We start from the raw sequence: 22,630 nt of genomic DNA on the forward strand, positions 1-22,630 counted from the left end.
TGCCATGCCCGAGTTGAACAACGACCCGTCGGACGGTGCAGTATCGGATACGGCGGTGCCAGAGACCGCCTGGCCGGAGCTGACCCTGCCCGGCAGCCGCGCTGATGCCGACATCGCCGACCCAGCGGTGCTGGCCATCCTGGGCCGGGTCCGCCAGGTCCCCGGCCTCCCGGTTTCGGAGCACCCCGCCGCCTATGCAGACATGCACGACGCTCTGCTGGAAGCCCTGAACGAAGAGCCGCAGCATGACGAGCCGCGTAAACAGGCGCCGCCTGGTCCGGGTGCCGCCTGACCATGCCCAGACTCGACCAACTGCTCGTCAGCAGGGGACTGGCGCGGTCCCGCACGCATGCTGCCCGGCTCATCGCCGAGGGCAAAGTGTCCTCTGCCGGCGATATCCTCGCCAAAGCGTCACTACAGGTGGGCGACGACCGTGACCTGAGCGTCGCGGAAGACGCGGCAGACGCGTACGTCAGCAGGGCCGGCCACAAACTGGCCGGGGCTCTCGACGCTTTCCCCGAGGTCGCCGTCGGCGGCAAACGGTGCCTTGACGCCGGAGCTTCCACGGGCGGCTTCACCGACGTCCTGCTGCGGCGGGGCGCCGCAGCAGTGGTGGCCGTCGACGTCGGGCACGGCCAGCTGGTGCCGCAGCTCCGCAGCGATCCGCGCGTGATTGTGCATGAAGGTTTAAACGTCCGCTACATGGACCCCGGCCAGATCGGTGGCCCGGCCGAGGTCACGGTTGCCGACCTGTCCTTCATCTCCCTGACGCTGGTGCTGGCGCCGCTGGCAGCCTGCACGGCCCCGGGCGGCGACCTGGTCCTCATGGTCAAGCCGCAGTTCGAGATCGGCAAGGAGCGGCTCGCCCGCACAGGCGTGGTCACCTCGGAGCGCGAACGGCGGCTCGCTGTCGGTAAAGTGGCGGGGGCGGCGCTCGACGCCGGCCTGGAACTGCGGGGGCTGGCAACCAGCCCGTTGCCTGGCCAGGACGGAAATGTCGAATACTTCCTGTGGATAACGCAAAGAATGTCCGAAGACTTGCCTAAGATCGAAGAGCGGGACGCAGCCGTGGCTGCGTTGCTGGGAAAGATCTGGCCGAACCACTAGAGAGCGGAACGCGATGAGCAGGCGTGTACTGGTACTTGCCCATACCGGCCGCGAGGAATCCCTGAAAGCGGCCTGGGAGGCGTGCGCCCAGCTCCACGCCTTCGGCATCATCCCGGTCATGCAGAAGTCCGAACTAAGCGACATGGAGGGCTTCTTTGGGCAGCTGGAGCAGCCGGTCGAAATCCTCCACGACCATATCCAGCTTCCGGACGTCGAACTGGTCATGGTGCTGGGCGGGGACGGGACCATCCTGCGGGCGGCTGAGCTGGTCCGCGAAGTGGATGTGCCGCTGCTGGGCGTGAACCTCGGCCATGTCGGCTTCCTCGCCGAAAGCGAGCGTGCGGACCTCGCCCAGACAGTCGAATGGATCGCCAGCCGTGAATACACGGTGGAGGAGCGCATGACCATCGACGTCCAGGTCTGGGTCCGCGGCCAAAAGATCTGGCACACCTGGGCCCTGAACGAGGCCGCCATCGAAAAAGGCGACCGGGAGCGCATGCTGGAACTGGTCACCGAGGTGGACGAACGCCCGCTGACCTCCTTCGGCTGCGACGGCCTGGTGCTGGCCACCCCCACCGGATCCACGGCCTACGCGTTCTCTGCCGGCGGCCCCGTCGTGTGGCCGGAAGTGGAGGCCCTCCTGATTGTGCCCATCAGCGCGCATGCCCTCTTCGCCAAGCCGTTGGTGGTCTCGCCCCGTTCCAGGCTGGCTGTGGAAGTCCTCAACAGGACGGACGCCGTGGGCGTGTTGTGGTGTGACGGCAGACGTTCCGTGGACCTGCCTCCAGGCGCCCGCGTGGAGGTCACCAGGTCCGCCACCCCTGTCCGCCTGGCCCGCACGCATCAGACCCCGTTCTCGGCGCGGCTGGTCCGCAAGTTCCAGCTTCCCATCCATGGCTGGCGCGGCCCCGTACCTCAGTCCGAGGAAGTCCATACCGGTCCAGTGCCGATTGTGCGCACGCCCCGGACCATGGCGCCGCCTTCGGGCCTTCGGCCGCACGAACCCGGTTCAGAATCCGATCCTCCGACTGAAAAGTGAACCATGCTTGAAGAACTGAGAATCCGCGATCTCGGCGTCATCACCGACGCCACCCTGCCGCTGGGCCCCGGGCTCAGTGTGGTGACCGGTGAGACCGGTGCCGGCAAGACCATGGTGGTCACCGCCGTCGGGCTGCTGTTGGGAGCCCGGTCTGACGCCGGCGCCGTGCGCAGCGGTGCCAAGAGCGCCTCCGCGGAGGCAGTGGTGCAGTTGCAGTCCGGGCACCTCGCCCTGGAACGCGCCAGGGACGCAGGTGCTGAGATTGAGGAGTTCGACGGCGGCGCGGAACTGCTGCTGTCGCGGCGCCTCGGCGCCGACGGACGCAGCAGGGCCTTCCTGGGCGGGCGGGCCGCCCCGGTGGGCGTGCTGGCCGAAATCGGCGAGTCCCTCGTGGTGGTGCACGGGCAGACGGACCAGATCCGGCTCAAGGGCGCCGCGGCACAGCGCGAAGCCCTCGACAAGTTCGCAGGGGATGGGCTGGCGTCGGCGCTCGGCGGATTCCGGGACCTTTACACCTCCTGGAAATCCAGCCAGGCAGAGCTGGACTCACTGCGCAGCGCGGAGCGCGAGCGGCTCCGCGAGGCCGAGTCCCTGGAGGCCGCGCTGGCGGAGATCGATGCCGTGGACCCGCAGCCGGGGGAGGACGAGGCCCTTAAGGCCGAGGCCGTGAAGCTGGCCAACGTCGAGGAACTCCGGATCGCCGCCACCACCGCGCATCAGGCCCTCATCGCCGAGGACTTCGGCGAGGCCGGCGACGCCACGTCTCTCGTCGATGCGGCCAAGCGGACCCTGGAACACGTGGCCGAACACGACGAGGAGCTCGGATCGGCAGCGGCCCGCCTCGCCGAGGTGGGATTCCTGCTCAACGACATCGCCACCGAACTGGCCAGCTACCAGGCCGGGCTGGACTCGGAGGGCCCGGAGCGCCTGGCCGAAATCGAGGAACGCCGGGCGTCGCTGGCCAAGCTGGTCCGGAAGTACGCGCCGAGCATCGACGAGGTCCTCGATTGGGCGGAGAACGCCCGGGCGCGCTTTGACGAACTGCAGGGCGACTCCACACGGATCGAAAACCTGGAAGCCGAGGTGGCCATGGCCGCGGCCGAGCTGAAGAAACAGGCCGCGGCCATCAGCAAGGTCCGCGCCAAAGCCGCCAAGGACCTTTCCGCCCGGGTCAGCGCCGAGCTGAAGGCCCTCGCCATGGCCGATGCCACCCTGGTGATCACCATCGAGGCCGCCGCCCAGCTGGGACCCCATGGCGCGGACGAGATCTCCTTCCTGCTGCAGCCGCACTCCGGCGCCCCAGCACGGCCGCTTGGCAAGGGCGCGTCCGGCGGTGAGCTTTCCAGGGTCATGCTGGCCATCGAGGTGGTGCTGGCCGCCGTGGACCCAGTGCCGACGTTCGTGTTCGACGAGGTCGACGCCGGCGTGGGCGGGCGTGCCGCCGTCGAGATCGGCCGCCGGCTGGCCATGCTGGCACGCCATGTCCAGGTCCTGGTGGTGACGCACCTGCCGCAGGTTGCGGCGTTCGCCGACCAGCACATCCGTGTGACCAAGACCTCGGTGCGCGGCTCCGACGGCTCCACCGCCAAGGGCTTCACCTCCAGCGACGTCCAGCTCCTGGACGAGGCCGAACGCGTCAGGGAACTGGCCCGGATGCTGGCAGGCCAGGAGGACTCCGAAACCGCCCAGGCCCACGCCCAGGAGCTTCTGGACGACGCCAAGCTCCTGCCCCAGCAGGCCTGAGCCCGGCGACGGCCCTGCAGCCCCCGGGCCAACCCCTTGCCGGGAGCGCGCGGACAGGGAAAACTGAAGCCTTTGGGGACGCATACCCGATCCGTGGAAGGCTCAATTGATGATAGGCTCGAATTCCGTGGTGCAGCGATCAAATTCCCGTATAAATTCCCGGTTCCCGGGCTCGTCCAAGACGACCAAACACATCTTCGTCACCGGCGGTGTGGCGTCCTCGCTAGGCAAGGGACTGACGGCCTCAAGCCTCGGCCACCTACTGCGGGCACGCGGCTTGTCTGTAACTATGCAGAAGCTCGATCCCTATCTGAATGTGGATCCGGGCACGATGAACCCCTTCCAGCACGGCGAGGTTTTCGTCACAGACGACGGTGCTGAAACCGACCTCGACATCGGACACTACGAGCGCTTCCTCGACGAAAACCTCGAGGGCTCGGCCAACGTGACCACCGGCCAGGTCTACTCCACCGTCATCGCCAAAGAACGCCGCGGCGAGTACCTCGGGGACACCGTCCAGGTCATCCCGCACATCACCGATGAGATCAAGCGCCGCATGCGGCTTCCCGCCGAGGGCAAGAACGCGCCGGACGTCATCATCACGGAGATCGGCGGCACCGTGGGCGACATCGAGTCGCAGCCCTTCCTCGAGTCCGCCCGCCAGGTCCGCCAGGACATCGGCCGGACCAACGTCTTCTTCCTCCACGTTTCCCTGGTCCCGTACATCGGTCCTTCGCAGGAACTGAAGACCAAGCCCACGCAGCACTCCGTGGCCGCACTCCGGTCCATCGGCATCCAGCCGGAAGCCATCGTGATCCGCTCTGACCGCGAAGTTCCCGATGCCATGCGCGAGAAGATCGGCCGCATGTGCGACGTCGACATCGACGCCGTGGTCAACGCCGCCGACGCTCCCAGCATCTACGACATCCCCAAGACCCTGCACACCCAGGGCCTGGATTCGTACATCGTCCGGGCGCTGGACCTGCCGTTCAAGGACGTGGACTGGACCAGCTGGGACAAGCTCCTCGAAGCTGTCCACAACCCCAAGCACGAGGTCGAGGTTGCCCTGGTGGGCAAGTACATCGACCTCCCGGACGCTTACCTCTCCGTTACGGAGGCCCTGCGCGCCGGCGGATTCGCCAACAACGCCAAGGTCAAAATCCGCTGGGTGCCGTCCGACGAATGCGAAAGCCACGAAGGTGCGGTTCGCTCCCTTGAGGGTGTGGACGCCATCTGTGTTCCTGGCGGCTTCGGCATCCGCGGCCTGGAAGGCAAGCTGGGCGCCCTGAAGTTTGCACGCGAGTCCCGTCTGCCCGTGCTGGGCCTTTGCCTCGGCCTGCAGTGCATGGTCATCGAGTACGCGCGCAACGTCGTCGGCCTGGAGGGTGCTTCCTCCAGCGAATTCGAGCCGGACTCCAAGTACCCGGTCATCGCCACGATGGAAGAGCAGCTGGAATTCGTCGAGGGCCGCGGCGACCTCGGCGGCACCATGCGCCTTGGCCTCTACGAGGCCAAGCTGGCCGAGGGCTCGGTCATCGCCGAGACCTACGGCACCACCACCGTCAGTGAACGCCACCGCCACCGGTACGAGGTGAACAACAAGTACCGCGAGCAGATTGCTGCCGAGGGCCTGGTGTTCTCCGGCACGTCGCCGGACGGCAAGCTGGTGGAATACGTGGAACTGCCCCGCGAGGTTCACCCCTACTACGTGGCCACCCAGGCGCACCCGGAACTGAGCTCGCGGCCCACCAGGCCGCACCCGCTCTTTGCCGGCCTGGTGAAGGCGGCCCTGGACCACCAGAGCGGCAGCGCCGGGGGCGGTTTCGAACCCGCCGCGGCCGGCTCCGGCGAAGCCGCCGCAGAGTAATTTCACAACACCCATAGAGTAAGGACGGCGCGATGCCCGGCAATTCTGAAGATACACCTGCTGGCCGGCAGGTTTCGGATGCGCCGAGCCCGCGCCGTCTGCTCTCCCGGGAGCGGGTCTACAACGGCCGGATCTGGGACGTTGTCAGCGACAGCTTCAAGCTCACCGCCGAGGGTGATCCCTTGGTCCGGGACTACATCGAGCACCCCGGGGCCGTCGCTGTGCTCCCCATGAACGACGACGGCGAGGTGCTGCTGATCAAGCAGTACCGCCACCCGGTGGGCATGGACCTGTGGGAGATTCCCGCCGGCCTGCTCGACGTCGAGGGGGAAAACTTCGTGGTGGGCGCCGCACGGGAACTCGCCGAGGAAGCCGACCTGATCGCCAGTGACTGGAATGTTCTGGTGGACTTTTATAATTCGCCCGGATCCTCCAGCGAGGCGATCCGCATCTACCTGGCCCGCGGCCTCACCGAGGTCCCGCATCACGAACTCCACGTCCGCACGGACGAGGAAGCGGAAATTGAGCTGCACTGGATCCCGCTGGAGGATGCCGTTGCCGCAGTGCTGGAGGGACGCCTGCATAACCCGTCCGCCGTCGTCGGAATCCTCGCCGCCGCCGCCGCGAAAGCGGACAGCTTCAGCGGACTACGGCCGGGCGACGCCCCCTGGCCGGCCCACCCCAGCCAGCGCTGATGTCCGCGGACACGGCGGCACCGGAGAATTCTTCCGCCACGGCGGCAGCAAAGCTGATAGACGGCGCGGACGCGGTACCGCCCGGACGGCCCCGCACGGCCATTGACCGCGGCGTGACCGACTACCTCCAGCACATGGGCGTCGAACGGGGCCTGGCCGCCAACACGCTGTCTGCGTACCGCCGCGACCTCGCCCGGTACTCGACCTACCTCGCCGGGCAGGGCCTCAGCAGCCCGGCCGACATCACCCGCCACCACGTGACGGGCTTCGCGCAGGCGCTCTCCGACGGAGCCGACGGCGGCACTCCGCTGGGGGTGCGGTCCGCAGCGCGGACCGTGGTGGCCGTCCGCGGACTCCACCGCTTTTGGGCGCTGGAAGGGACGACGACGGCGGACCCCGCCAGCGACGTCCACCCGCCGATGCCCGGCAAACGGCTGCCCAAGGCCATCACCGTGGAGGAAGTCACCAAGATCCTGGAAGCCGCCGGTACGGACACCGCAACCGGCCTCCGGGACCGGGCGCTGCTTGAATTCCTCTACTCCACCGGAGCCCGTATCAGCGAAGCCGTGGGCCTGGACGTCGACGACCTCTCGGTGCAGGCCGCCGAATCCGGCCCGGCCATCGTGAGGCTGTTCGGCAAGGGCTCCAAGGAACGCCTCGTCCCGCTCGGCTCCTTCGCGGCCCGCGCCCTCGACGCCTACCTGGTCCGGGGCCGCCCACTGCTCGCGGGGAAAGGCAAGGGCACCCCTGCGCTGTTTCTCAACGCAAGGGGCGGGCGCATCAGCCGGCAAAGCGCCTGGACCATCCTGAAAGCCGCGGCGGACAAGGCCCATATCACCAAGGATGTGTCCCCGCACACGCTGCGGCACTCCTTCGCCACCCACCTGCTCGAAGGCGGAGCGGATGTCCGCGTGGTCCAGGAGCTGCTCGGCCATGCCTCGGTGACCACCACACAGGTGTATACCCTGGTGACCGCCGACACGCTGCGGGAAGTCTACGCCGCAGCACACCCCCGGGCCCTGGGATAGGCCCAGCTGGGGAAGCCCAGTGCTGGGGTAGCGCCGGCAACGCTAGGCTGGTCTGCATGACTTCCGTGGCCGTCACCCTCTGCTTCCTGCTACGGGAACGCGCGGAGGTTGGGCCCGAGGTGCTCCTTGGCCTGAAGAGGACCGGCTTCGGAACCGGCAAAATTGTGGGACTCGGCGGCCACGTGGAGGCCGGCGAAACCGATGCCCAGGCGGCGTGCCGTGAGGTGCTGGAGGAAGCCGGCGTCGTGGTCCTCGAGGAGGACCTGTTCGACGCGGGAACAGTGGAGTTCATTTTTCCCGCCCGCCCTGACTGGAACATGTCCTCCAGCCTGTTCACCACCCGCCGGTGGGCCGGTGAGCCCGTCGAGAGCTCCGAGATCATTCCGGAGTGGTTCCTGGTTTCCGCCCTTCCGCTGGAGCGCATGTGGCAGGATGCGGAGCACTGGCTGCCCCTGGCGCTGGCCGGGAGCGTCGTCGATGCCGTCATCACCCTGAACGAGGACAATGAGACCGTGGCGTCCGCCGAATATTCTTTCCGGGCCGTGTAACCGCCCGTTCCCTGGCGGAAACTATACGGTTAGCCTGCCAGGTCAGGACACTACTTCTTACTTTGGGGGAGATGTGGATTCGGAACGCGAACTGGCGTTCATCGCCGTTCACAGGGACAGCTATCCGCGGGTTTACAGGTACGTGCGGCGGCGGGTGGAATCGCCGGAGCTCGCTGAAGAGCTCGCCGCCGACGTGTTCCGCGTCGTATGGCAAAAATGGCACGACCAGCCGCACTCGGACATCGCATGGCTTTTGACCGTGGCGCGGAACCTGATCGGAAATGCCTACCGGAGCCGCGACCGCCTCGTGGCGCTGCAGGCAAAGCTCCGGGCGTCCGCCGAGCTCCGCTCCGGCGCGGAGTCCGAGGACCTGGTGGTCCACGACGCCATGGCCGCGCTGCGCGACATTGAGCGCGACATCCTGCAATTGGCCTACTGGGACGAATTGAGCGTGGCGGAGATTGCTAGCGTCCTGCAGTGCAGCAAAGCTGCTGCCAAGGTCCGCCTGCACCGTGCCAGGGCCGCCTTCCGCAAGCAAATGCCGGTGCCCGCAGGGTCGGGGAGACAGAACTCGGGCAAAAAGAGCGCGGGCAGACACAACTCGCTCACACAGAAGATGGGTGCATGAGATGGATCCGATCAAAAACCTGATTTCCGGGTCTGACCCGATCCGCAACGATCCTGCCGCCGTGCCCGACGCCGACGAGGCCCTGCGGCGGGTCACCACCGGGGCCCCGATGTTCACGGACAGCCTGCCGCCGAATGTCTTGCAGTTCGAGGACCGGAAACGGCGGCGGGCGCGCGTGGCCGGTGTGCTGACCCTGGCTGCAGCGGCGGTGACCGCCGGCGTGCTGGTGGCGACGAACCTCGGACCGCTGGTATCGGCTCCCGCTCCGGCGGGCACCGTGGTGCCGTCCGGGTCCGAAACGGCGGGGCCGGCCACGCCAACGCCGACGGCTACGCCCTCCGCAACACAGTCGGCGACAGCAACGCCGACGCCGACACCCACTGCCGCCGCAGCTTCGTGGACCGCCTTCACGGACGCCACCGGCCAGGCCACCTTTGAACACCCGCTGGGGTGGACCGTGTCCCAATCGCCGCAGACAATCGCGGGCGGTTCCTACAACATCGTCGAGGTGAAGAATGCCGCCGGCAAGACCGTGGCCACGTTGCGATTGGTCTACGACGTCACGGGTGGCCCGGTGTGCCCGGACCCGAAGCCCTACCAGACCCTCGACTCGGTGATCGTGGACGTTCCGCAGAAGGCGGCCAAGCTCAGGGAACACCCTCAAGGCCCGTCCGCCTTCGTCTTCCGCGTGATCCAGGGTGACAAGGTCTACGGATCCGTTGCCCTGGCTGACGGAGATTTGGCGCCGCAGACCACGACATGTGGCCTGTACAACGGCATTCTCGGCCCGGACAACGTTCCCATCGCACAATTTGGCGACACTGTTTGGCTCACTGCGGACGGAAGGGACGCTCCGCTGACATTTGATTCCGTTGCCGCTGCGAAGGCCTATACGGGCACGCAGGAGTACAAGGACGTCAAGCGCATGCTGGTCTCCCTGGCGCTGCAGCCCGCTGCCTCCTGAGACCCGCGGTCAAGGACGCAGGGCCGGCCACCCCGAAAGGTGACCGGCCCGGCGTCGTACGCGTTACAGGTGAGGGGCTACGGCACGTGCCGTTCGTCCGGACCGTTGTAGGCGCTCAGCGGGCGGATGAGCGAGTTCGCGTTCAACTGCTCCATGAAGTGGGCGGTCCAGCCCGTGATCCGGCTGGCCACGAACAGCGGGGTGAACATGTTCGTATCGAAGCCCATGAGGTGGTACGTGGGGCCGGCCGGGTAGTCGAGGTTCGGTTTGATGCCCTTGGCCTCGTCCATGGCCGATTCGAGCCCGTTGTACAGGCCCAGCAGTTCGGGCCGGCCGTAGTGGGCGATCATCTTGTCGAGTGCGGCCTTCATGGTGGGCACGCGCGAGTCGCCGTGCTTGTAGACCCGGTGGCCGAAACCCATGACCTTCTTTTTCTCGGCCAGGGCGTTTTCCATCCATGCCTTGGCGCGATCGGCGGCTTCCTCGAGGGACTCCTCGGGCCGGATGCCAATCTCGTCGAAGGTGTGCATCACGGCCTCGTTGGCTCCGCCGTGCAGCGGCCCCTTGAGAGCACCAATGGCGCCGGTCACCGCCGAATGGAGGTCGGATAGCGTGGACATGATGACGCGCCCGGCGAAGGTGGAGGCGTTGAAGGAGTGCTCCGCGTAAAGAATCATGGAGACGTTGAAGGCCTCCACCACCTCGGCGACGGACTCCTCGCCGAAGGTCATCCACAGGAAATTGGCCGAGTACCCCAGGTCATCCCGCGGCTCCACCGGATCAACGGGGCGCCCGGCCGCGTGGCGGCGCCGCTGGTCGTACGCCACCACGGCCGGCATCGCGGCAAACAGGTCCAGGGCCTTGGCCATGTTGGCCTCCCGGGAGGAATCCTCCGCGAGAGTGTGGCGGGCGCCCATCACCGATGCCGCGGTGCGGCAGACATCCATGGGGTGCGCCGTCGTCGGCAGGGCATCAATCACCTGCTTGACCACGGGATCCAGCGGCCGTCCGGCGCGCTCGCGGGCCGTGAAGTCAGCCAGCTCGCCGGAAGACGGCAGCTCGCCGTTCCACAGGAGGTAAGCGACCTCTTCGAAGCTGCACCTGGCGGCGAGCTCCTGGACGGGGTAGCCGCGGTACAGCAGTGAGTTCGTGTCGGGATTGACCTTCGATACCGCGGTGTAGTCCACCACGACGCCATCGAGGCCCTTCTTGATCTCTTCTTCAGCCATGCTGAACTCCTTTGTTCCTTGCGTCCGATTACCGGCCGGAAAGGCCGGTGGTCCTGCGGGGATTTGGGCGTCAGTCGGTTCCGGGGATCCGGAAGTTGAAGACGCCGGTGTCAAAGCGGTTGTAGGCCTCGTAATCCACCAGGTCGTACAGCCGCGCGCGCGTCAGCATGGTCCCTACCTGCGATTCCTGCGTTCCGTCAGCCTTAATTGAGTCCAGCGTACGCTCAGCGGCCCCCATGGCACTACGGAGTAGGGTCACCGGATAAATCACCATGTTCACGCCCACAGCCTGCAGCTGGTCCACGGTGAAGAGGTCGCTTTTGCCGAACTCGGTCATGTTGGCCAAAATCGGCACGTCCACGGCGTCGCGGATGGCCTGGAACTCCGCCAGGTCCGCCATGGCTTCCGGGAAGATAGCGTCGGCGCCGGCCTCGACGAGGGCCCTGGCCCGGTCCTTCGCTGCTTCCAGACCTTCCACCGCACGGATGTCGGTGCGTGCCATGATCAGGAAGTTCGGGTCCCGCCGCGCATCCGCCGCGGCGCGAATCCGCTTGGTGGCGGTGTCCAGGTCCACGACGTTCTTGCCGTCGAGGTGGCCGCAGCGTTTCGGGTTGAACTGGTCCTCGATGTGGCAGCCCGCGAGCCCGGCGTTTTCCAGTTCCTGCACGCTGCGGGCCACGTTCATGGGCTCGCCGAAACCGGTGTCAGCGTCCACTATGCAGGGCAGGTCGGTCATCCGGGCGATCTGTCCTGCCCGGGTAGCCACCTCGGTGAGCGTGGTCAGGCCGATGTCCGGCAGGCCAAGATCATTCGCGAGCACGGCGCCGGAGATGTACACCCCGGCAAAACCCTTTTCCTCGATTAGCCGGGCGGAGAGCGGGTTGAACGCTCCGGGGAACTGGGCGATGGTTCCGGAAGCCAGCAGTTCACGGAAGCGGAGCCGCTTCTGCTCCGGGGTGGCGGCGGAGTACAGCATCTAGAACAGCCCCTTGGGCGCGGCGCTGAAATCGATGACGCCAGGCGCCGCCGCGATGTTGAGCTGGTCCAGTTCGCCTGCCGCCAGTTCCGGGAGGCGTTCGACGGCGGCAAGGAACCTCTCGATTTCGTCCTCCGTCACCAGCCCGGCAGCCAGCGTGCGGAACTTGTTCACGTACTGCTCGCGGGTGAACGGTTTGGCACCGAGGGGGTGCGCGTCGGCCACGGCGATCTCATCCCGGATGACTGTGCCATCGGTGAGCGTGATTTCCACCGAACCGCCAAAGGCCTTTTCGCTGATGTCCAGGGAGTGGTAGCGGCGGGTCCACTCCGGATCCTCCACCGTGGACACCTTTTGCCACAGCTCCACGGTGTCCGCGCGGGCGGCGCGTTCGGGGGAGTAGGAATCGACGTGGTGCCACGCGCCGTCCTGCAGCGCGACGGTGAAAATGTACGGAATGGAGTGGTCCAGGGTTTCCCGGCTGGCGGCGGGGCTGTACTTCTGGGGGTCGTTGGCGCCGGAGCCGATCACGTAGTGGGTGTGGTGGCTCGTCTTGATCAGGACGGACTTCACGTTGGCGGGATCGGTCGCCTCGGGGTGCTCCCTGTTCAGCTTGCGGGCGAGGTCAATCCAGGCCTGGGCCTGGTACTCGGCCGAGTGTTCCTTGGTGTAGGTGTCCAGGATGGCGCGCTTGGCCTCGCCGGCTTCGGGCAGCGGGACCTCGTAGGAGGCGTCCGGGCCGTCCAGCAGCCAGGCGATGACGCCGTCCTCTCCTTCGTAGATCGGCACCGGGGAGGTCTGTCCGCGCATGGACCTGTCCACCGCCTCGACGGCCATCTTGCCGGCGAAGGCCGGTGCGTGCGCCTTCCACGTGGAGATCTCGCCCTTGCGGGACTGGCGGGTGGCCGTGGTGGTGTGCAGCGCCTGGCCCACGGACTGGAAGATGGTTTCCACGTCCAGCCCCAGCAGGGTGCCGATGCCCGCCGCGGCGGAGGGGCCAAGGTGGGCCACGTGGTCGATCTTGTGCTTGTGCAGGCAGATCGCCTTCACCAGGTTCACCTGGATCTCATAGCCGGTGGCGATGCCGCGGATCAGCTCGTGGCCGCTGGAGCCAACGTGCTGGGCGACAGCCAGGATCGGCGGAATGTTGTCGCCCGGATGCGAGTAGTCCGCGGCGAGGAAGGTGTCGTGGTAATCCAGTTCGCGGACCGCCACGCCGTTGGCCCACGCTGCCCACTCCGGGGAGACACGCTCGCCGATGCCGAAGACTTTGGCCCCTTTGCCGCCGTTGGACGGGCCGTGCGTGAGGGCCTGGGCCCGGGCCGCGACGATGGGGGCGCGGTTCAGCGAGGCGATGGCCACCGAGGCGTTGTCGATGATCCGGTTGATGACCATGTCCGTGACGTCGGCGGTGACCTCTACCGTGTCGGCGGCGACGACGGCGATCTTGTGGGCGAGCTGGTCCTCGCGGGCGAGGTTTTCCTCGCTCTTGTAGACGCGGACGTGGTGTTCCTTAACCATGGGGCTCCTTCTGGACGGATGTGTGGACGGCTTTGACGTGGGAAAGACTGCGGTGCAGGTGGACTGTGGTCGCGGCCTCGGCAAGCCGGGGGTTGCCGGCCGCAATCGCCTCGGCGATGGCGGCATGTTCAGCTGCGGCGGCTGTGAGCCGGGCGTGGTCGTCGGCCGCCAGCCTGCGGACCCGGACCAGATGGACGCGCAGGCTCCGCATGGCCTGCCCCAGGTAGGAGTTGGAGATGGCCGCATCGATGGCGGCGTCCAGGCGGCCGACGAGCTCGTAATAGTCGTGCCGGGCGGGGTCCGGGGAGTTGAGCAGGGCGGGTGCGTCCAGCAGTTCTTCCCGCAGTCCGCGGAAAATGGCGGCATCGCCGCGCTGCGCCGCCAGCGCGGCAGCCTTGCCCTCGAGGGTTTCGCGGAGCTCGAACAGCTCGTCAATGTCGTCCAGTGAGATATCGGTGACGACGACGCCGCGGCCGCCCGCCTTCGTCAGTCCTTCCGCCGTGAGGCGGCTCAGGGCCTCGCGAAGTGGCGTCCGGGAGATTCCCAGCCGGGCGGACTGCTCGACCTCGGCGAGTACCGTGCCGGGGAGGAGGCGCCACTCGATAATGTCTTCGCGCAGTGCCGCATAGGCCCTGTCACTGGCACGCATCCCGCCTCCTTCCGTCGTTTCGATTCAATCTGAGTGTATACACGGGCTGGAGCGTTTGACTAGCGATTCCGCGGACGCCACCTCTAAAATCTGGCCTTGTGTATACATGGCCGACCATGTTGGCTAAAGGCGAGCCGTGCTCGCCGAGGGGCCTCCTGTCTCGCCGGTTTCTGGAATCGCGGGCCGGCATCGCGTGACCCGCAGTGCTTGGGACGGCAGGCGGGTGTTGCATGAGAAGGTGTCCCATGGCCGGTGTTTTTGTCATACCCCGCTGTCATGCTGTGGGTGTGGAAAGCACAGCTGCGGTGGAGGCGTTGGAGGCTATTAGTGCCTCTGCCGCGGCGCTGGCTGCCGAGCTGCGCAGGACGGCTGAGCCGCGTCTGGCGGGCGTGGATCCGTTGGCGGATCAGTCGAATCCCCTGCAGCAGATAGCGGACGCCTGCCTGAACGGCCTGGCCGAGGCGGCCGGGATGGAGGCCCGCCTAGCGGCCGTGAAGGTGCACCTCGGCGCCGGATTCGCTGCTGCCGAAGTGGCGATGGCGACGCCCGACGCGTCTGTGCAGGAACAATCCGTCCGGCAGATGTCCCTGACCGCGGAGGTGGCTGGCGCGCTGACCGTGAGTGAAGGGGCGGCGGCACGGTTTCTGGAGGAATCCTCCAGGCTGAGCACGGATTTGCCGTTGACGCTGGCCGCGCTGGGCTCAGGAACAATCTCCTGGCAGCACGGGCGCATCATGTGCGACGAAACGGATGGACTGGAACCCGGAGCGGCCGCGGCTTTTGAGGTGCATTTCCTGGACCCGGACGCGCCAGGGGCTGCCCGGGGTTGCGCGGCCGGGGAGCTGACGCCGGCGAGGTTTCGGGCCAAGGTCCGGTATTGGCGGGAACGGCACCACCCGGTCAGCATCGAAACCCGGCACCGTAACAGTGCGAAGGACCGGTGGCTGGAATACGTCCCGGACCGGGACGGCATGGCTGGCTCTCCGCCTACCTGCCGGCGGATCAGGTTGCCGGGATCTGGGACCGCACCACCGCCGCCCGCGCCATGCAGGGCCCGACAGAATCGCGGACCCTGACCCAGTTGCGGGTCGATGCCGCCGCCACATGGCTGCTCACGGCGGGCTCCGGGGTCGACAGCGCGGCTGAGGGCCCGGCCGTAGGGTCCCTGCCCGCAGCCGCGGTCCCCGCAGGCTCCGTCCCGGCCGGTGAGGTGCCAGCCGGTGGTGTGCCGTCCCCGGCGGCGCAAGTCCTGGTCACCGTTCCGGTGTTTTCGCTGCTCGGTCTGACCGAGGAACCGGCCACGCTGGATGGTCACGGGCCGATTCCACCGTCCATGGCCCGCCGGCTCGTCGCCGGCGGCGGGACGTCGTTCCTGCGGGTGTTGACCGACCCGCGGGACGGTGCACCTCTGGAAATCGGACGGACCAGCTACCGGCTGACGAAGCCGATGCGCCAGTGGCTGCGGCTCCGTGACGCGCGGTGCACGTTCCCGAGCTGCAACAACCACTCCCTGGACAACGACGCCGATCACATCCTGGTCTGGTCCGACGGCGGCGGGACCGGCGTCGCCAATCTTGGCCAGCCCTGCCCGAAACACCACCGCCTGAAACACACCACAGCGTGGAGACCGGTCGGTGCCACCCGGGACGCCCCACCGGGCTGGGTCTCACCCTCGGGAAGGTCCTACCCGGCCGAATACCAGGACTGGCAACCACCCAGCTGGCCGGAACCACCACACGTCGCGGACTGGCCGGAACCGCCGGACTGGCAAGAACGGCCACCCGGCCAGAACTGGCCCGAACCAGCACCCGGCCAGGATTGGTCGGACCCGCAGGATTGGCCGGAGCCGCAAGACTGGCTGGAGCCGCCGGACAGACCCGACGACCTGGATCCACCGCTGCCTTTGGATCCCTGGCCTTACTGGTCCTCACCCGCGGCCGCCTGAGGACGGATCTCGGTTCCGGTGCCTGTTCTTTACTCGGGTGCGTAAGCGTCGGATTGCCGAAGGGCTGCAAAACCCACCCTGCCCGTCAGTGATCAGGCGCGGGACCAGCGGTACTCGTTCTCAGGGCGGCCCGGAGCCCCGTACCGTGCCGTGCGCGAGACCGTTCCGGCGTCGGCAAGGTACTCGAGGTAGCGCCGCGCGGTGACCCTCGACATCCCCAAGGCCGTCATGACTTCGGTGGCCGAGACGGCCCCGGGCTGTTCCTTCATGAAGTCGCGGACGGCGTCGAGCGTTGAAGGGGCCAGGCCCTTCGGCAGCGGCAGCTCGGACGGCGCCCGCAGGCTGGCGAAGGCCTGGTCCACGTCGCTCTGCGATGCGGCTGCCTTCGCCCGTCCCGCCGCCGGTCCTGCCAGCTGCTCACGGAACTGCCGGTAACTCTCCAGCTTGTCCGCGAACGTTGCGTAGGTGAACGGCTTGATGAGGTACTGCACGACGCCGATGGAGACGGCGCTGCGGACAATGGCCAGTTCCCGAACGGCTGTGATCGCGATGATGTCGGCGAAGTGCCCGGCGGAGCGCATCCGCCGGGCGATGTCGAGGCCATGCAGGTCCGGCAGGTTCATGTCCAGCAGCACCAGCTCCACCGGGCTGCCAGCGGCGGAGAATTCGGTGAGCATCCGGAGCGCCGACTGTCCGTCCGGGGCCGTTCCGGCCAGCGTGAAGCCGTCCACCCTGCCCACGTACGCGGCGTGTGCCGCAGCCGCTACGGGCTCGTCCTCGACGACGAGGACTCGGATGTCTGTCACGCGTGCTCCTCCGGGGGGCTCGATGCGGCCGTGCTTGACGGGAATGTGTTTGACGGCGGGGTGCTGGGTGGAAAAGTGTCTGGGACCAATGTGTCTGGGAGCAATGTGTCCGAAGCGATCGTGGCCGGAAGCGCGATGTGGAAGCGTGCCCCGCCGGTGCTCGAGTTGCTGATGCTCATGGTACCGGCCAGGCGCTGGACGGCCTGTTTCACCAGTGCAAGGCCGAGGCCCCGCCCGAAGGGCCCGGCCGTCTTGGTGCTGAAACCGTAGCGGAACACGTCGTCCACAGCTGTTGGGTCAATGCCTTTGCCGGAATCCTGCACTGTGATGTCCAGGCCGCCGCCCGCTGTGTCCACCAGCAGCTCCACCCGCCTTGGTGCGGGGGCGTCGCCGGCAGCGTCGATGGCATTGTCCAGCAGATTGCCTAGGACGGTGACCAGGTCCTGTACGGCCAACTCTCCGCTGAGGGCCGGCCCGGACGCCTCGACCACCAGCTCGACGCCGCGCTCGTGGGCCTCGGCTGCCTTGCCCATGACCAGTGCGCTAAGCACCGGCTCCTGGACTGTATTGACCATGTCGTCCGTCAGTTGCTGGCTTAGCTCGAGGTCCTTCGTAGCAAAGTCGAGGGCCTCATCAGTCCGGCCCAGCTCCAGCAGGGAGACCATGGTATGCAGGCGGTTTGCGTGCTCGTGGGTCTGCGCACGGAGGGCATCGGAAAGTGTCCGCATGCTCTCAAGCTCGGTGCCCAGGGATTCGATTTCCGTGCGGTCGCGGATGGTGGCAACGGTGCCGAACAGCGGGCCCCGCTGCCGTCCGGCGGAGGATCCTGGCCCCACTGCCGGCCGCTGGTTAACCACCAGGACACCGTCACGGGTGAGGTGGATTTCGTCGTGGGCCGTGCGCCCCGACTCAAAGAGTTCCTTCAGGCTGGGGGCGAGGGGCAGGTCGGCGAGCAGCGGCGTGTCCGCGTGGTCGTCCTCCGCTTCCCGCGGTTCCAGTCCCAGCAGTTCGGCCGCCTGGTCGTTGTAGATGACCACCCTTCCGGCCGGGTCAATCAGTACAACGCCTTCCCTGACCGAGTGGAGCACTGATTCGTAGTAGGCAAAGAGCTGGGCCAGCTGCTCGGGACCCCACCCCCTCGTCACCCGCCGCAGGTAGCGGCCAAGAAACCACGACGCGAGCGATCCGCCCGCAAGCAGGAAGCCGGATACGGCCAGCAGTGCCGGCAGCCTGCCGGAGACCGCCACGTCCACCGTATTAACGGTCACACCGGCCGCCACGAGCGCACGAACCGTACCCCGGGCATCCTTGACCGGGGCGATCGTCCGCACGGACGGCCCGAGCGTGCCTGCAGTGATCTCCGTGAACACACGGCCCTTGAGGGCCTCCTCGATTGAACCGATGTAGGGACGGCCAAGCTCCTCGTCCAGCGGGTGCGTCCACCTCGTCCGGTCCGGCGCCATGATGGTGATGAAATCGGCTCCGGAGTCGGCCATGACCCTCAGCGCGTATGGCTGCAGCTGCGCCGAGGGGTTCCCGGCGCCGGCGGCCTGCAGAACCAGGGGGTTATCGGCGATGGACGTTGCCAGGACCCCCATACGGCGGCCGGCCTCTTCGTAGGCATGGTCCCTGGCGTCCACAAAGACTGCCGTCCCGACGATGGCCGTGAGAGCCAGCATGAACAGCAGGTTCGCCACGAACAGCCGCCTCGCGATGCTCCAGCGGTGGATCATCAACACCTCCCATGACCAATATGAACGCAACGGTGAGCCAAGTCACTCCGTGGCGAATGATGGAAATCACAAAGGACCGACGCGAAGAGCCCAGAGGCTGTGCCGTAGCGTCTTCCAGATTATCCATAAGGAGACACATCATGGCTTCTCAACGAGGAGAGTCGGCTGCACCGGCCAAAGCCGGGCGCAAAGGGCTGGACAAATCCCACTACCTTTACATGGCCGTCATCGCGGCCGTTATTCTGGGCGCTCTGGTAGGGCTGCTGTTCCCGGAGGTCGGCAAGTCACTGAAACCGCTGGGTGACGGTTTCATCAAGCTGATCAAGATGATGATCGCCCCCATCATTTTCTGCACGATCGTGCTGGGTATCGGTTCAATCGCCAAGGCTGCCACCGTTGGTAAAGTCGGCGGACTGGCCCTGGGCTACTTCGTCATTATGTCCACGTTCGCACTGGCCATCGGCCTGGTGGTGGGTAACCTCATCCACCCCGGCGAAGGGCTTAATCTGACGCCATACGACCCCAACAAGAAGGCGGCTACTGACAGCACCGTCGACTTCCTGCTTGGCATCATTCCCGGCGACATTCCGGTGCTCCCCACCCTCCTCGCTGCCATCCTGGTCGGCTTCGCCCTGCAGAGGATGGGCCCCCAGGGCGCTCCCATCCTCAAAGCGATCGGACATGGCCAGGCTCTGGTCTTCCGCATCCTGATCATGATCATGTGGCTTGCCCCGGTCGGCGCCTTCGGTGCGATCGCCGCCGTCGTCGGTGCCACGGGCTTCCAGGCAATCGTGAGCATGTTCACCCTCATGATCGCCTTCTACATCACCTGTGCACTGTTCATCGTCGTGATCCTGGGCGGACTGCTGCAGGTCGTGGCAGGCGTCAACATCTTTAGGCTCATGAAGTACCTGGCCCGGGAATACCTGCTGATCTTCTCCACCTCATCTTCCGAAGCCGCACTGCCCCGCCTCATCGCCAAGCTGGAACACCTGGGTGTCTCCAAGCCGGTTGTCGGCGTCACGGTTCCCACCGGCTACTCCTTCAACCTCGACGGAACAGCCATCTACCTGACCATGGCGTCGCTGTTCGTGGCCAACGCCATGGGCACCCCGCTGGACCTGGGCGCCCAGATTTCCCTGCTGATCTTCATGATCATCGCCTCCAAGGGCGCCGCCGGTGTCACCGGTGCCGGCCTGGCCACCCTTGCGGCCGGCCTCCAGGCCCACGCACCCCAGCTGCTTGGCGGCGTGGGCATGATCGTAGGCATCGACCGCTTTATGTCAGAGGCCCGCGCCCTGACCAACTTCACCGGCAACGCGGTAGCCACCGTCCTGATCGGCACCTGGGTCAAGGAGATCGACGGCGGCCAGGTGGAGCGTGTCCTGTCCGGCGAAGAGCCCTTCGACGAGCAGACCATGGTCGCCCACCACCACGGCCTGGCCGAAATCCCCGAGAAAGCCGTACCTGCCAAGGCCTAAGGCCCGGCGCCAGTACAGCCAAAGTGAAACCGCCCGCACAGGCCCCGCTGTGCGGGCGGTTTCATTGCTGCCGGCGCAGTAACCTTCGACCTCAGGTACAAGGTAAAGGCTCAAACGCCACCAAAAGTCAAGGTCCACGGAATGCCGTGTCGGGCGCTGTAGCCTTGGGGTGGAAGAAGCAGGGGCGCTGGCAGACAGCGGCAGAAAAATCACCGTCATCGAAAGTGTGGATTGATACGTGAGCAGCGAACAGGGTTCAGCAACTCTGGAAGGCACGGAACTCGACCTGGAAGACGCCGTCATGGGTCCCACAGGCCGCCCCCACCGCGAATTTCCGGAGCCCGCGCCGCTGTCCTCCCATGGACCGGCCCGCGTCATAGCCATGGTCAACCAGAAAGGCGGGGTGGGGAAGACCACCTCCACCATTAACCTCGCCGCAGCGCTCGCCGAATACGGCCGCCGCGTGCTCCTGGTGGATTTCGACCCGCAGGGCGCCCTCTCCGCCGGGCTCGGGATCAACCCTCACGAACTGGACCTGACCGTTTACAACGTCCTGATGGACCGCAAGGTGGACATCCGGGACGCCATCCACCAGACCGGGGTGGAAAACGTGGACCTGCTGCCCGCCAACATCGACCTCTCCGCAGCGGAAGTGCAGCTGGTCAACGAGGTCGCCCGCGAACAGGTCCTCGACCGGGCCCTGAAGAAGGTCGAGGACGATTATGACGTCGTGCTCATCGACTGCCAGCCTTCCCTCGGCCTGCTCACCGTCAACGCCCTGACCGCGGCCCACGGCGTGATCATTCCGCTGATCTGCGAATTCTTCGCCCTGCGCGCGGTGGCCCTGCTGGTCGAAACCATCGACAAGGTCCAGGACCGGCTCAACCCGCGGCTGCAGGTGGACGGCGTGCTGGCCACGATGTACGACGCCCGCACGCTGCACAGCCGGGAAGTCATCAGCCGCCTGGTGGAAGCCTTCGGGGACAAGGTCTTCGAAACCGTCATCAAGCGTTCCATCAAGTTCGCCGACGCCACCGTGGCCGCCGAACCCATCACGAGCTACGCCGGAAACCATGTGGGTGCCGACGCCTACCGCCGCCTCGCCAAGGAACTGATTTCGCGCGGCGGCGCGCCCTAGCCGGGATGACCGCAGAGCCGGCAACGCCCCCCGCCGAGGCCAGGCGGTCCGGCTTCGAAGTACGCCTGGCCAACTTCAGCGGCCCCTTCGACCTCCTGCTGGGGCTGATCTCCAAACACCAGCTGGACATCACCGAGGTGGCTCTTGCCACGGTGACCGACGAGTTCATCCGGTACATCCGGAACCTCCAGGAGCTGGGGGAGGAGTGGGCCCTTGATGAGGCCAGTGAGTTCCTCGTCATCGCGGCCACGCTTCTGGACCTGAAGGCAGCGCGCCTGCTGCCCGCTGGTGAAGTGGAGGACGACGACGACATCGCCCTTCTCGAGGCACGTGACCTGCTCTTTGCCCGGCTGCTGCAGTACAAGGCCTTCAAAAAGGTTGCCGCGCTGATGGACGCCACGTTGGAACTGGAGTCCCGGCGCTATCCGCGGCAGGTGGCCCTCGAGGAACACTTCGCAGCGATGCTGCCGGAACTCGTCTGGAAGCACAGCCCCGCACAGTTCGCGGCACTGGCCGAGGCAGCGCTCAAGCCAAAGGCCCCGGCCCCGACGGAGGTCGGAGTGGCCCACCTGCACGGCAGCACGGTGAGCGTCCGCGAACAGGCTGAGCTGATCGGCCTGCGGCTGCAGGACGGCCGGCCCCTGACATTCCGCGCACTGATAGCCGACGCCGAATCCACGCTGGTTGTGGTGGCACGCTTCCTGGCTCTGCTGGAGCTGTTCAGGGACCAGGTGGTGGCCTTCGACCAGGTGGCGCCGCTGGGAGACCTGACTGTGCGCTGGACCGCGGCGGGCACCGGATGGACCGGGGAGCACCTGAGCGAGGAATACGAGGAGCAGCAATGACGGATCCAGTTGCGGGCCGGGAACGCGCCGCGCTTGAGGCGGTGCTGATGGTGCTGGACGAGCCCACCTCTGCCACCGACCTTGCCGCAGGACTGAACCTGACGGTGGCTGCCGTCGAGGCGCTGCTGCTGGATCTGCAGCGCGACTATGACGGCTATACTGTTAAAGCCCCGGATATGGAAACTGGCAGTAATGGACCTGAGCATGAAGTCCCTTCCAGCCCCCGGGGTTTTGAATTGCGGAATGTCGCCGGCGGCTGGCGCATCTACTCGCGGGCTGAATTCGCCGACGTCGTCGGTACTTTCGTCCTGGAGGGGCAGACAGCCAGGCTGACCCAGGCGGCGCTCGAGACACTTGCCGTCATCGCCTACCGGCAACCGGTATCCAGGGCAAGGGTGTCTGCAATTCGTGGAGTCAACGTTGACTCTGTTGTGCGGACGCTGACCCAGCGCGGCTTGATCGAGGATGGCGGAACAGATCCGGAATCGGGCGCTGTCCTGTACCGCACGACGTCGTATTTCCTTGAACGCATGGGAATCGGCTCGGTGGCTGAGTTGCCTCAGCTTTCACCGCACCTTCCGGGGCTTGAAGGAATTGAAGAGTTCTACGACGCCGGAAGAATGTAGGCGGCACGCCTGCGAAGCAGTTTTTACCAGGGCAGATTTAATCTGCACGGCTGGCTAGTGTT

The 22,630-nt window shown here is 66.6% G+C and carries 21 protein-coding genes; 15 read left to right on the plus strand and 6 right to left on the minus strand.

Translation table 11 applies throughout. The features are described from left to right. Positions 1–4: 4 nt before the first annotated feature. The 10 genes from J7I85_RS17125 to J7I85_RS17170 all read left to right on the plus strand — a co-directional run bounded on the left by J7I85_RS17125 (position 5) and on the right by J7I85_RS17170 (position 9,619). Positions 5–292 (plus strand): hypothetical protein, encoded by a 288-nt coding sequence (locus tag J7I85_RS17125; protein WP_214853981.1) that lies wholly within the window; start codon positions 5–7, stop codon positions 290–292. Positions 293–294: 2 nt separating this feature from the next. Next, positions 295–1,107 (plus strand): TlyA family RNA methyltransferase, encoded by an 813-nt coding sequence (locus J7I85_RS17130; RefSeq protein ID WP_214853984.1) that lies wholly within the window; start codon positions 295–297, stop codon positions 1,105–1,107. 13 nt (positions 1,108–1,120) lie between these two features. Beyond that, positions 1,121–2,146, plus strand: coding sequence for an NAD kinase (locus J7I85_RS17135; protein WP_214853987.1), 1,026 nt, complete (start codon positions 1,121–1,123; stop codon positions 2,144–2,146). A 3-nt stretch (positions 2,147–2,149) separates the two neighbouring features. Beyond that, a complete protein-coding gene (recN, locus tag J7I85_RS17140; RefSeq protein WP_214853990.1) occupies positions 2,150–3,889 on the plus strand; it encodes a DNA repair protein RecN in 1,740 nt (579 codons plus the stop codon). A gap of 109 nt (positions 3,890–3,998) precedes the next feature. Continuing rightward, the gene (locus tag J7I85_RS17145; protein ID WP_214853992.1) at positions 3,999–5,756 is read left to right on the plus strand and encodes a CTP synthase; all 1,758 of its coding nucleotides are present in this window, start codon (positions 3,999–4,001) and stop codon (positions 5,754–5,756) included. A 32-nt stretch (positions 5,757–5,788) separates the two neighbouring features. Continuing rightward, the gene (locus J7I85_RS17150; protein ID WP_214853994.1) at positions 5,789–6,451 is read left to right on the plus strand and encodes an NUDIX hydrolase; all 663 of its coding nucleotides are present in this window, start codon (positions 5,789–5,791) and stop codon (positions 6,449–6,451) included. Next, a complete protein-coding gene (gene xerD / locus J7I85_RS17155) occupies positions 6,451–7,479 on the plus strand; it encodes a site-specific tyrosine recombinase XerD (protein ID WP_214853997.1) in 1,029 nt (342 codons plus the stop codon). The genes J7I85_RS17150 and xerD overlap by 1 nt, the downstream gene beginning before the upstream one ends. 56 nt (positions 7,480–7,535) lie before the next feature. Further along, positions 7,536–8,027, plus strand: coding sequence for an 8-oxo-dGTP diphosphatase (locus J7I85_RS17160; RefSeq protein ID WP_214854000.1), 492 nt, complete (start codon positions 7,536–7,538; stop codon positions 8,025–8,027). Between the two features lie 73 nt (positions 8,028–8,100). Then, a complete protein-coding gene (locus J7I85_RS17165) occupies positions 8,101–8,655 on the plus strand; it encodes an RNA polymerase sigma factor (protein ID WP_214854003.1) in 555 nt (184 codons plus the stop codon). Position 8,656: 1 nt separating this feature from the next. After that, positions 8,657–9,619: a hypothetical protein gene (locus tag J7I85_RS17170; protein WP_214854006.1), complete on the plus strand. Its 963-nt coding sequence runs from the start codon at positions 8,657–8,659 to the stop codon at positions 9,617–9,619. A gap of 77 nt (positions 9,620–9,696) precedes the next feature. Here J7I85_RS17170 and J7I85_RS17175 read toward each other — a convergent pair whose 3' ends face one another. The 4 genes from J7I85_RS17175 to J7I85_RS17190 form a co-directional block, all read right to left on the minus strand. Continuing rightward, on the minus strand, positions 9,697–10,848 hold the full coding sequence (locus J7I85_RS17175; protein ID WP_214854008.1) for a bifunctional 2-methylcitrate synthase/citrate synthase: 1,152 nt from the start codon (positions 10,846–10,848) through the stop codon (positions 9,697–9,699). Between the two features lie 70 nt (positions 10,849–10,918). Further along, the gene (gene prpB / locus J7I85_RS17180; protein ID WP_214854010.1) at positions 10,919–11,824 is read right to left on the minus strand and encodes a methylisocitrate lyase; all 906 of its coding nucleotides are present in this window, start codon (positions 11,822–11,824) and stop codon (positions 10,919–10,921) included. Next, positions 11,825–13,345 carry an MmgE/PrpD family protein gene (locus J7I85_RS17185; RefSeq protein ID WP_214854012.1) on the minus strand — a complete coding sequence of 507 codons (1,521 nt, stop codon included), beginning with the start codon at positions 13,343–13,345 and terminating at the stop codon, positions 11,825–11,827. Next, positions 13,338–13,994, minus strand: coding sequence for a GntR family transcriptional regulator (locus J7I85_RS17190; RefSeq protein WP_214854014.1), 657 nt, complete (start codon positions 13,992–13,994; stop codon positions 13,338–13,340). The genes J7I85_RS17185 and J7I85_RS17190 overlap by 8 nt, the downstream gene beginning before the upstream one ends. 287 nt (positions 13,995–14,281) lie before the next feature. Between J7I85_RS17190 and J7I85_RS25960 the strand changes: the two genes are divergently transcribed. Continuing rightward, complete coding sequence (locus J7I85_RS25960; RefSeq protein WP_374102487.1) at positions 14,282–15,070, plus strand: DUF222 domain-containing protein; 789 nt, start codon at positions 14,282–14,284, stop codon at positions 15,068–15,070. A gap of 961 nt (positions 15,071–16,031) precedes the next feature. Here the strand turns inward: J7I85_RS25960 and J7I85_RS17200 are convergent. Beyond that, complete coding sequence (locus tag J7I85_RS17200; RefSeq protein ID WP_214854016.1) at positions 16,032–16,745, minus strand: response regulator; 714 nt, start codon at positions 16,743–16,745, stop codon at positions 16,032–16,034. Next, positions 16,742–18,478, minus strand: coding sequence for a sensor histidine kinase (locus J7I85_RS17205; RefSeq protein ID WP_214854018.1), 1,737 nt, complete (start codon positions 18,476–18,478; stop codon positions 16,742–16,744). Before J7I85_RS17205 ends, J7I85_RS17200 begins: the two co-directional genes overlap by 4 nt. Before the next feature lie 140 nt (positions 18,479–18,618). Here J7I85_RS17205 and J7I85_RS17210 point away from each other — a divergent pair, with 140 nt between their 5' ends. From J7I85_RS17210 to J7I85_RS17225, 4 genes are all read left to right on the plus strand, one after another. Then, the gene (locus tag J7I85_RS17210; RefSeq protein WP_214854021.1) at positions 18,619–19,959 is read left to right on the plus strand and encodes a cation:dicarboxylate symporter family transporter; all 1,341 of its coding nucleotides are present in this window, start codon (positions 18,619–18,621) and stop codon (positions 19,957–19,959) included. Positions 19,960–20,197: 238 nt separating this feature from the next. After that, complete coding sequence (locus J7I85_RS17215; protein ID WP_214854023.1) at positions 20,198–21,097, plus strand: ParA family protein; 900 nt, start codon at positions 20,198–20,200, stop codon at positions 21,095–21,097. Between the two features lie 5 nt (positions 21,098–21,102). Beyond that, positions 21,103–21,942 carry a ScpA family protein gene (locus J7I85_RS17220; protein WP_214854025.1) on the plus strand — a complete coding sequence of 280 codons (840 nt, stop codon included), beginning with the start codon at positions 21,103–21,105 and terminating at the stop codon, positions 21,940–21,942. Then, positions 21,939–22,568 (plus strand): SMC-Scp complex subunit ScpB, encoded by a 630-nt coding sequence (locus J7I85_RS17225; protein ID WP_214854027.1) that lies wholly within the window; start codon positions 21,939–21,941, stop codon positions 22,566–22,568. The genes J7I85_RS17220 and J7I85_RS17225 overlap by 4 nt, the downstream gene beginning before the upstream one ends. Positions 22,569–22,630 lie beyond the last annotated feature (62 nt).

The organism is Arthrobacter sp. ISL-65, from assembly GCF_018613795.1.
In the GTDB taxonomy this organism is placed as follows: Bacteria; Actinomycetota; Actinomycetes; order Actinomycetales; family Micrococcaceae; genus Arthrobacter.

Bases quoted from the DNA above. Each gene is read 5' to 3' on its own strand.
- prpB (WP_214854010.1), bottom strand. From the start codon at position 11,824: ATGCTGTACTCCGCCGCCACCCCGGAGCAGAAGCGGCTCCGCTTCCGT.
- J7I85_RS17225 (WP_214854027.1), top strand. From the start codon at position 21,939: ATGACGGATCCAGTTGCGGGCCGGGAACGCGCCGCGCTTGAGGCGGTG.
- J7I85_RS17205 (WP_214854018.1), bottom strand. From the start codon at position 18,478: ATGATCCACCGCTGGAGCATCGCGAGGCGGCTGTTCGTGGCGAACCTG.
- J7I85_RS17170 (WP_214854006.1), top strand. From the start codon at position 8,657: ATGGATCCGATCAAAAACCTGATTTCCGGGTCTGACCCGATCCGCAAC.
- J7I85_RS17185 (WP_214854012.1), bottom strand. From the start codon at position 13,345: ATGGTTAAGGAACACCACGTCCGCGTCTACAAGAGCGAGGAAAACCTC.
- J7I85_RS17150 (WP_214853994.1), top strand. From the start codon at position 5,789: ATGCCCGGCAATTCTGAAGATACACCTGCTGGCCGGCAGGTTTCGGAT.
- J7I85_RS17125 (WP_214853981.1), top strand. From the start codon at position 5: ATGCCCGAGTTGAACAACGACCCGTCGGACGGTGCAGTATCGGATACG.
- J7I85_RS17190 (WP_214854014.1), bottom strand. From the start codon at position 13,994: ATGCGTGCCAGTGACAGGGCCTATGCGGCACTGCGCGAAGACATTATC.
- J7I85_RS17145 (WP_214853992.1), top strand. From the start codon at position 3,999: ATGATAGGCTCGAATTCCGTGGTGCAGCGATCAAATTCCCGTATAAAT.
- J7I85_RS17135 (WP_214853987.1), top strand. From the start codon at position 1,121: ATGAGCAGGCGTGTACTGGTACTTGCCCATACCGGCCGCGAGGAATCC.
- recN (WP_214853990.1), top strand. From the start codon at position 2,150: ATGCTTGAAGAACTGAGAATCCGCGATCTCGGCGTCATCACCGACGCC.
- xerD (WP_214853997.1), top strand. From the start codon at position 6,451: ATGTCCGCGGACACGGCGGCACCGGAGAATTCTTCCGCCACGGCGGCA.
- J7I85_RS17160 (WP_214854000.1), top strand. From the start codon at position 7,536: ATGACTTCCGTGGCCGTCACCCTCTGCTTCCTGCTACGGGAACGCGCG.
- J7I85_RS17130 (WP_214853984.1), top strand. From the start codon at position 295: ATGCCCAGACTCGACCAACTGCTCGTCAGCAGGGGACTGGCGCGGTCC.
- J7I85_RS17175 (WP_214854008.1), bottom strand. From the start codon at position 10,848: ATGGCTGAAGAAGAGATCAAGAAGGGCCTCGATGGCGTCGTGGTGGAC.
- J7I85_RS17210 (WP_214854021.1), top strand. From the start codon at position 18,619: ATGGCTTCTCAACGAGGAGAGTCGGCTGCACCGGCCAAAGCCGGGCGC.
- J7I85_RS17220 (WP_214854025.1), top strand. From the start codon at position 21,103: ATGACCGCAGAGCCGGCAACGCCCCCCGCCGAGGCCAGGCGGTCCGGC.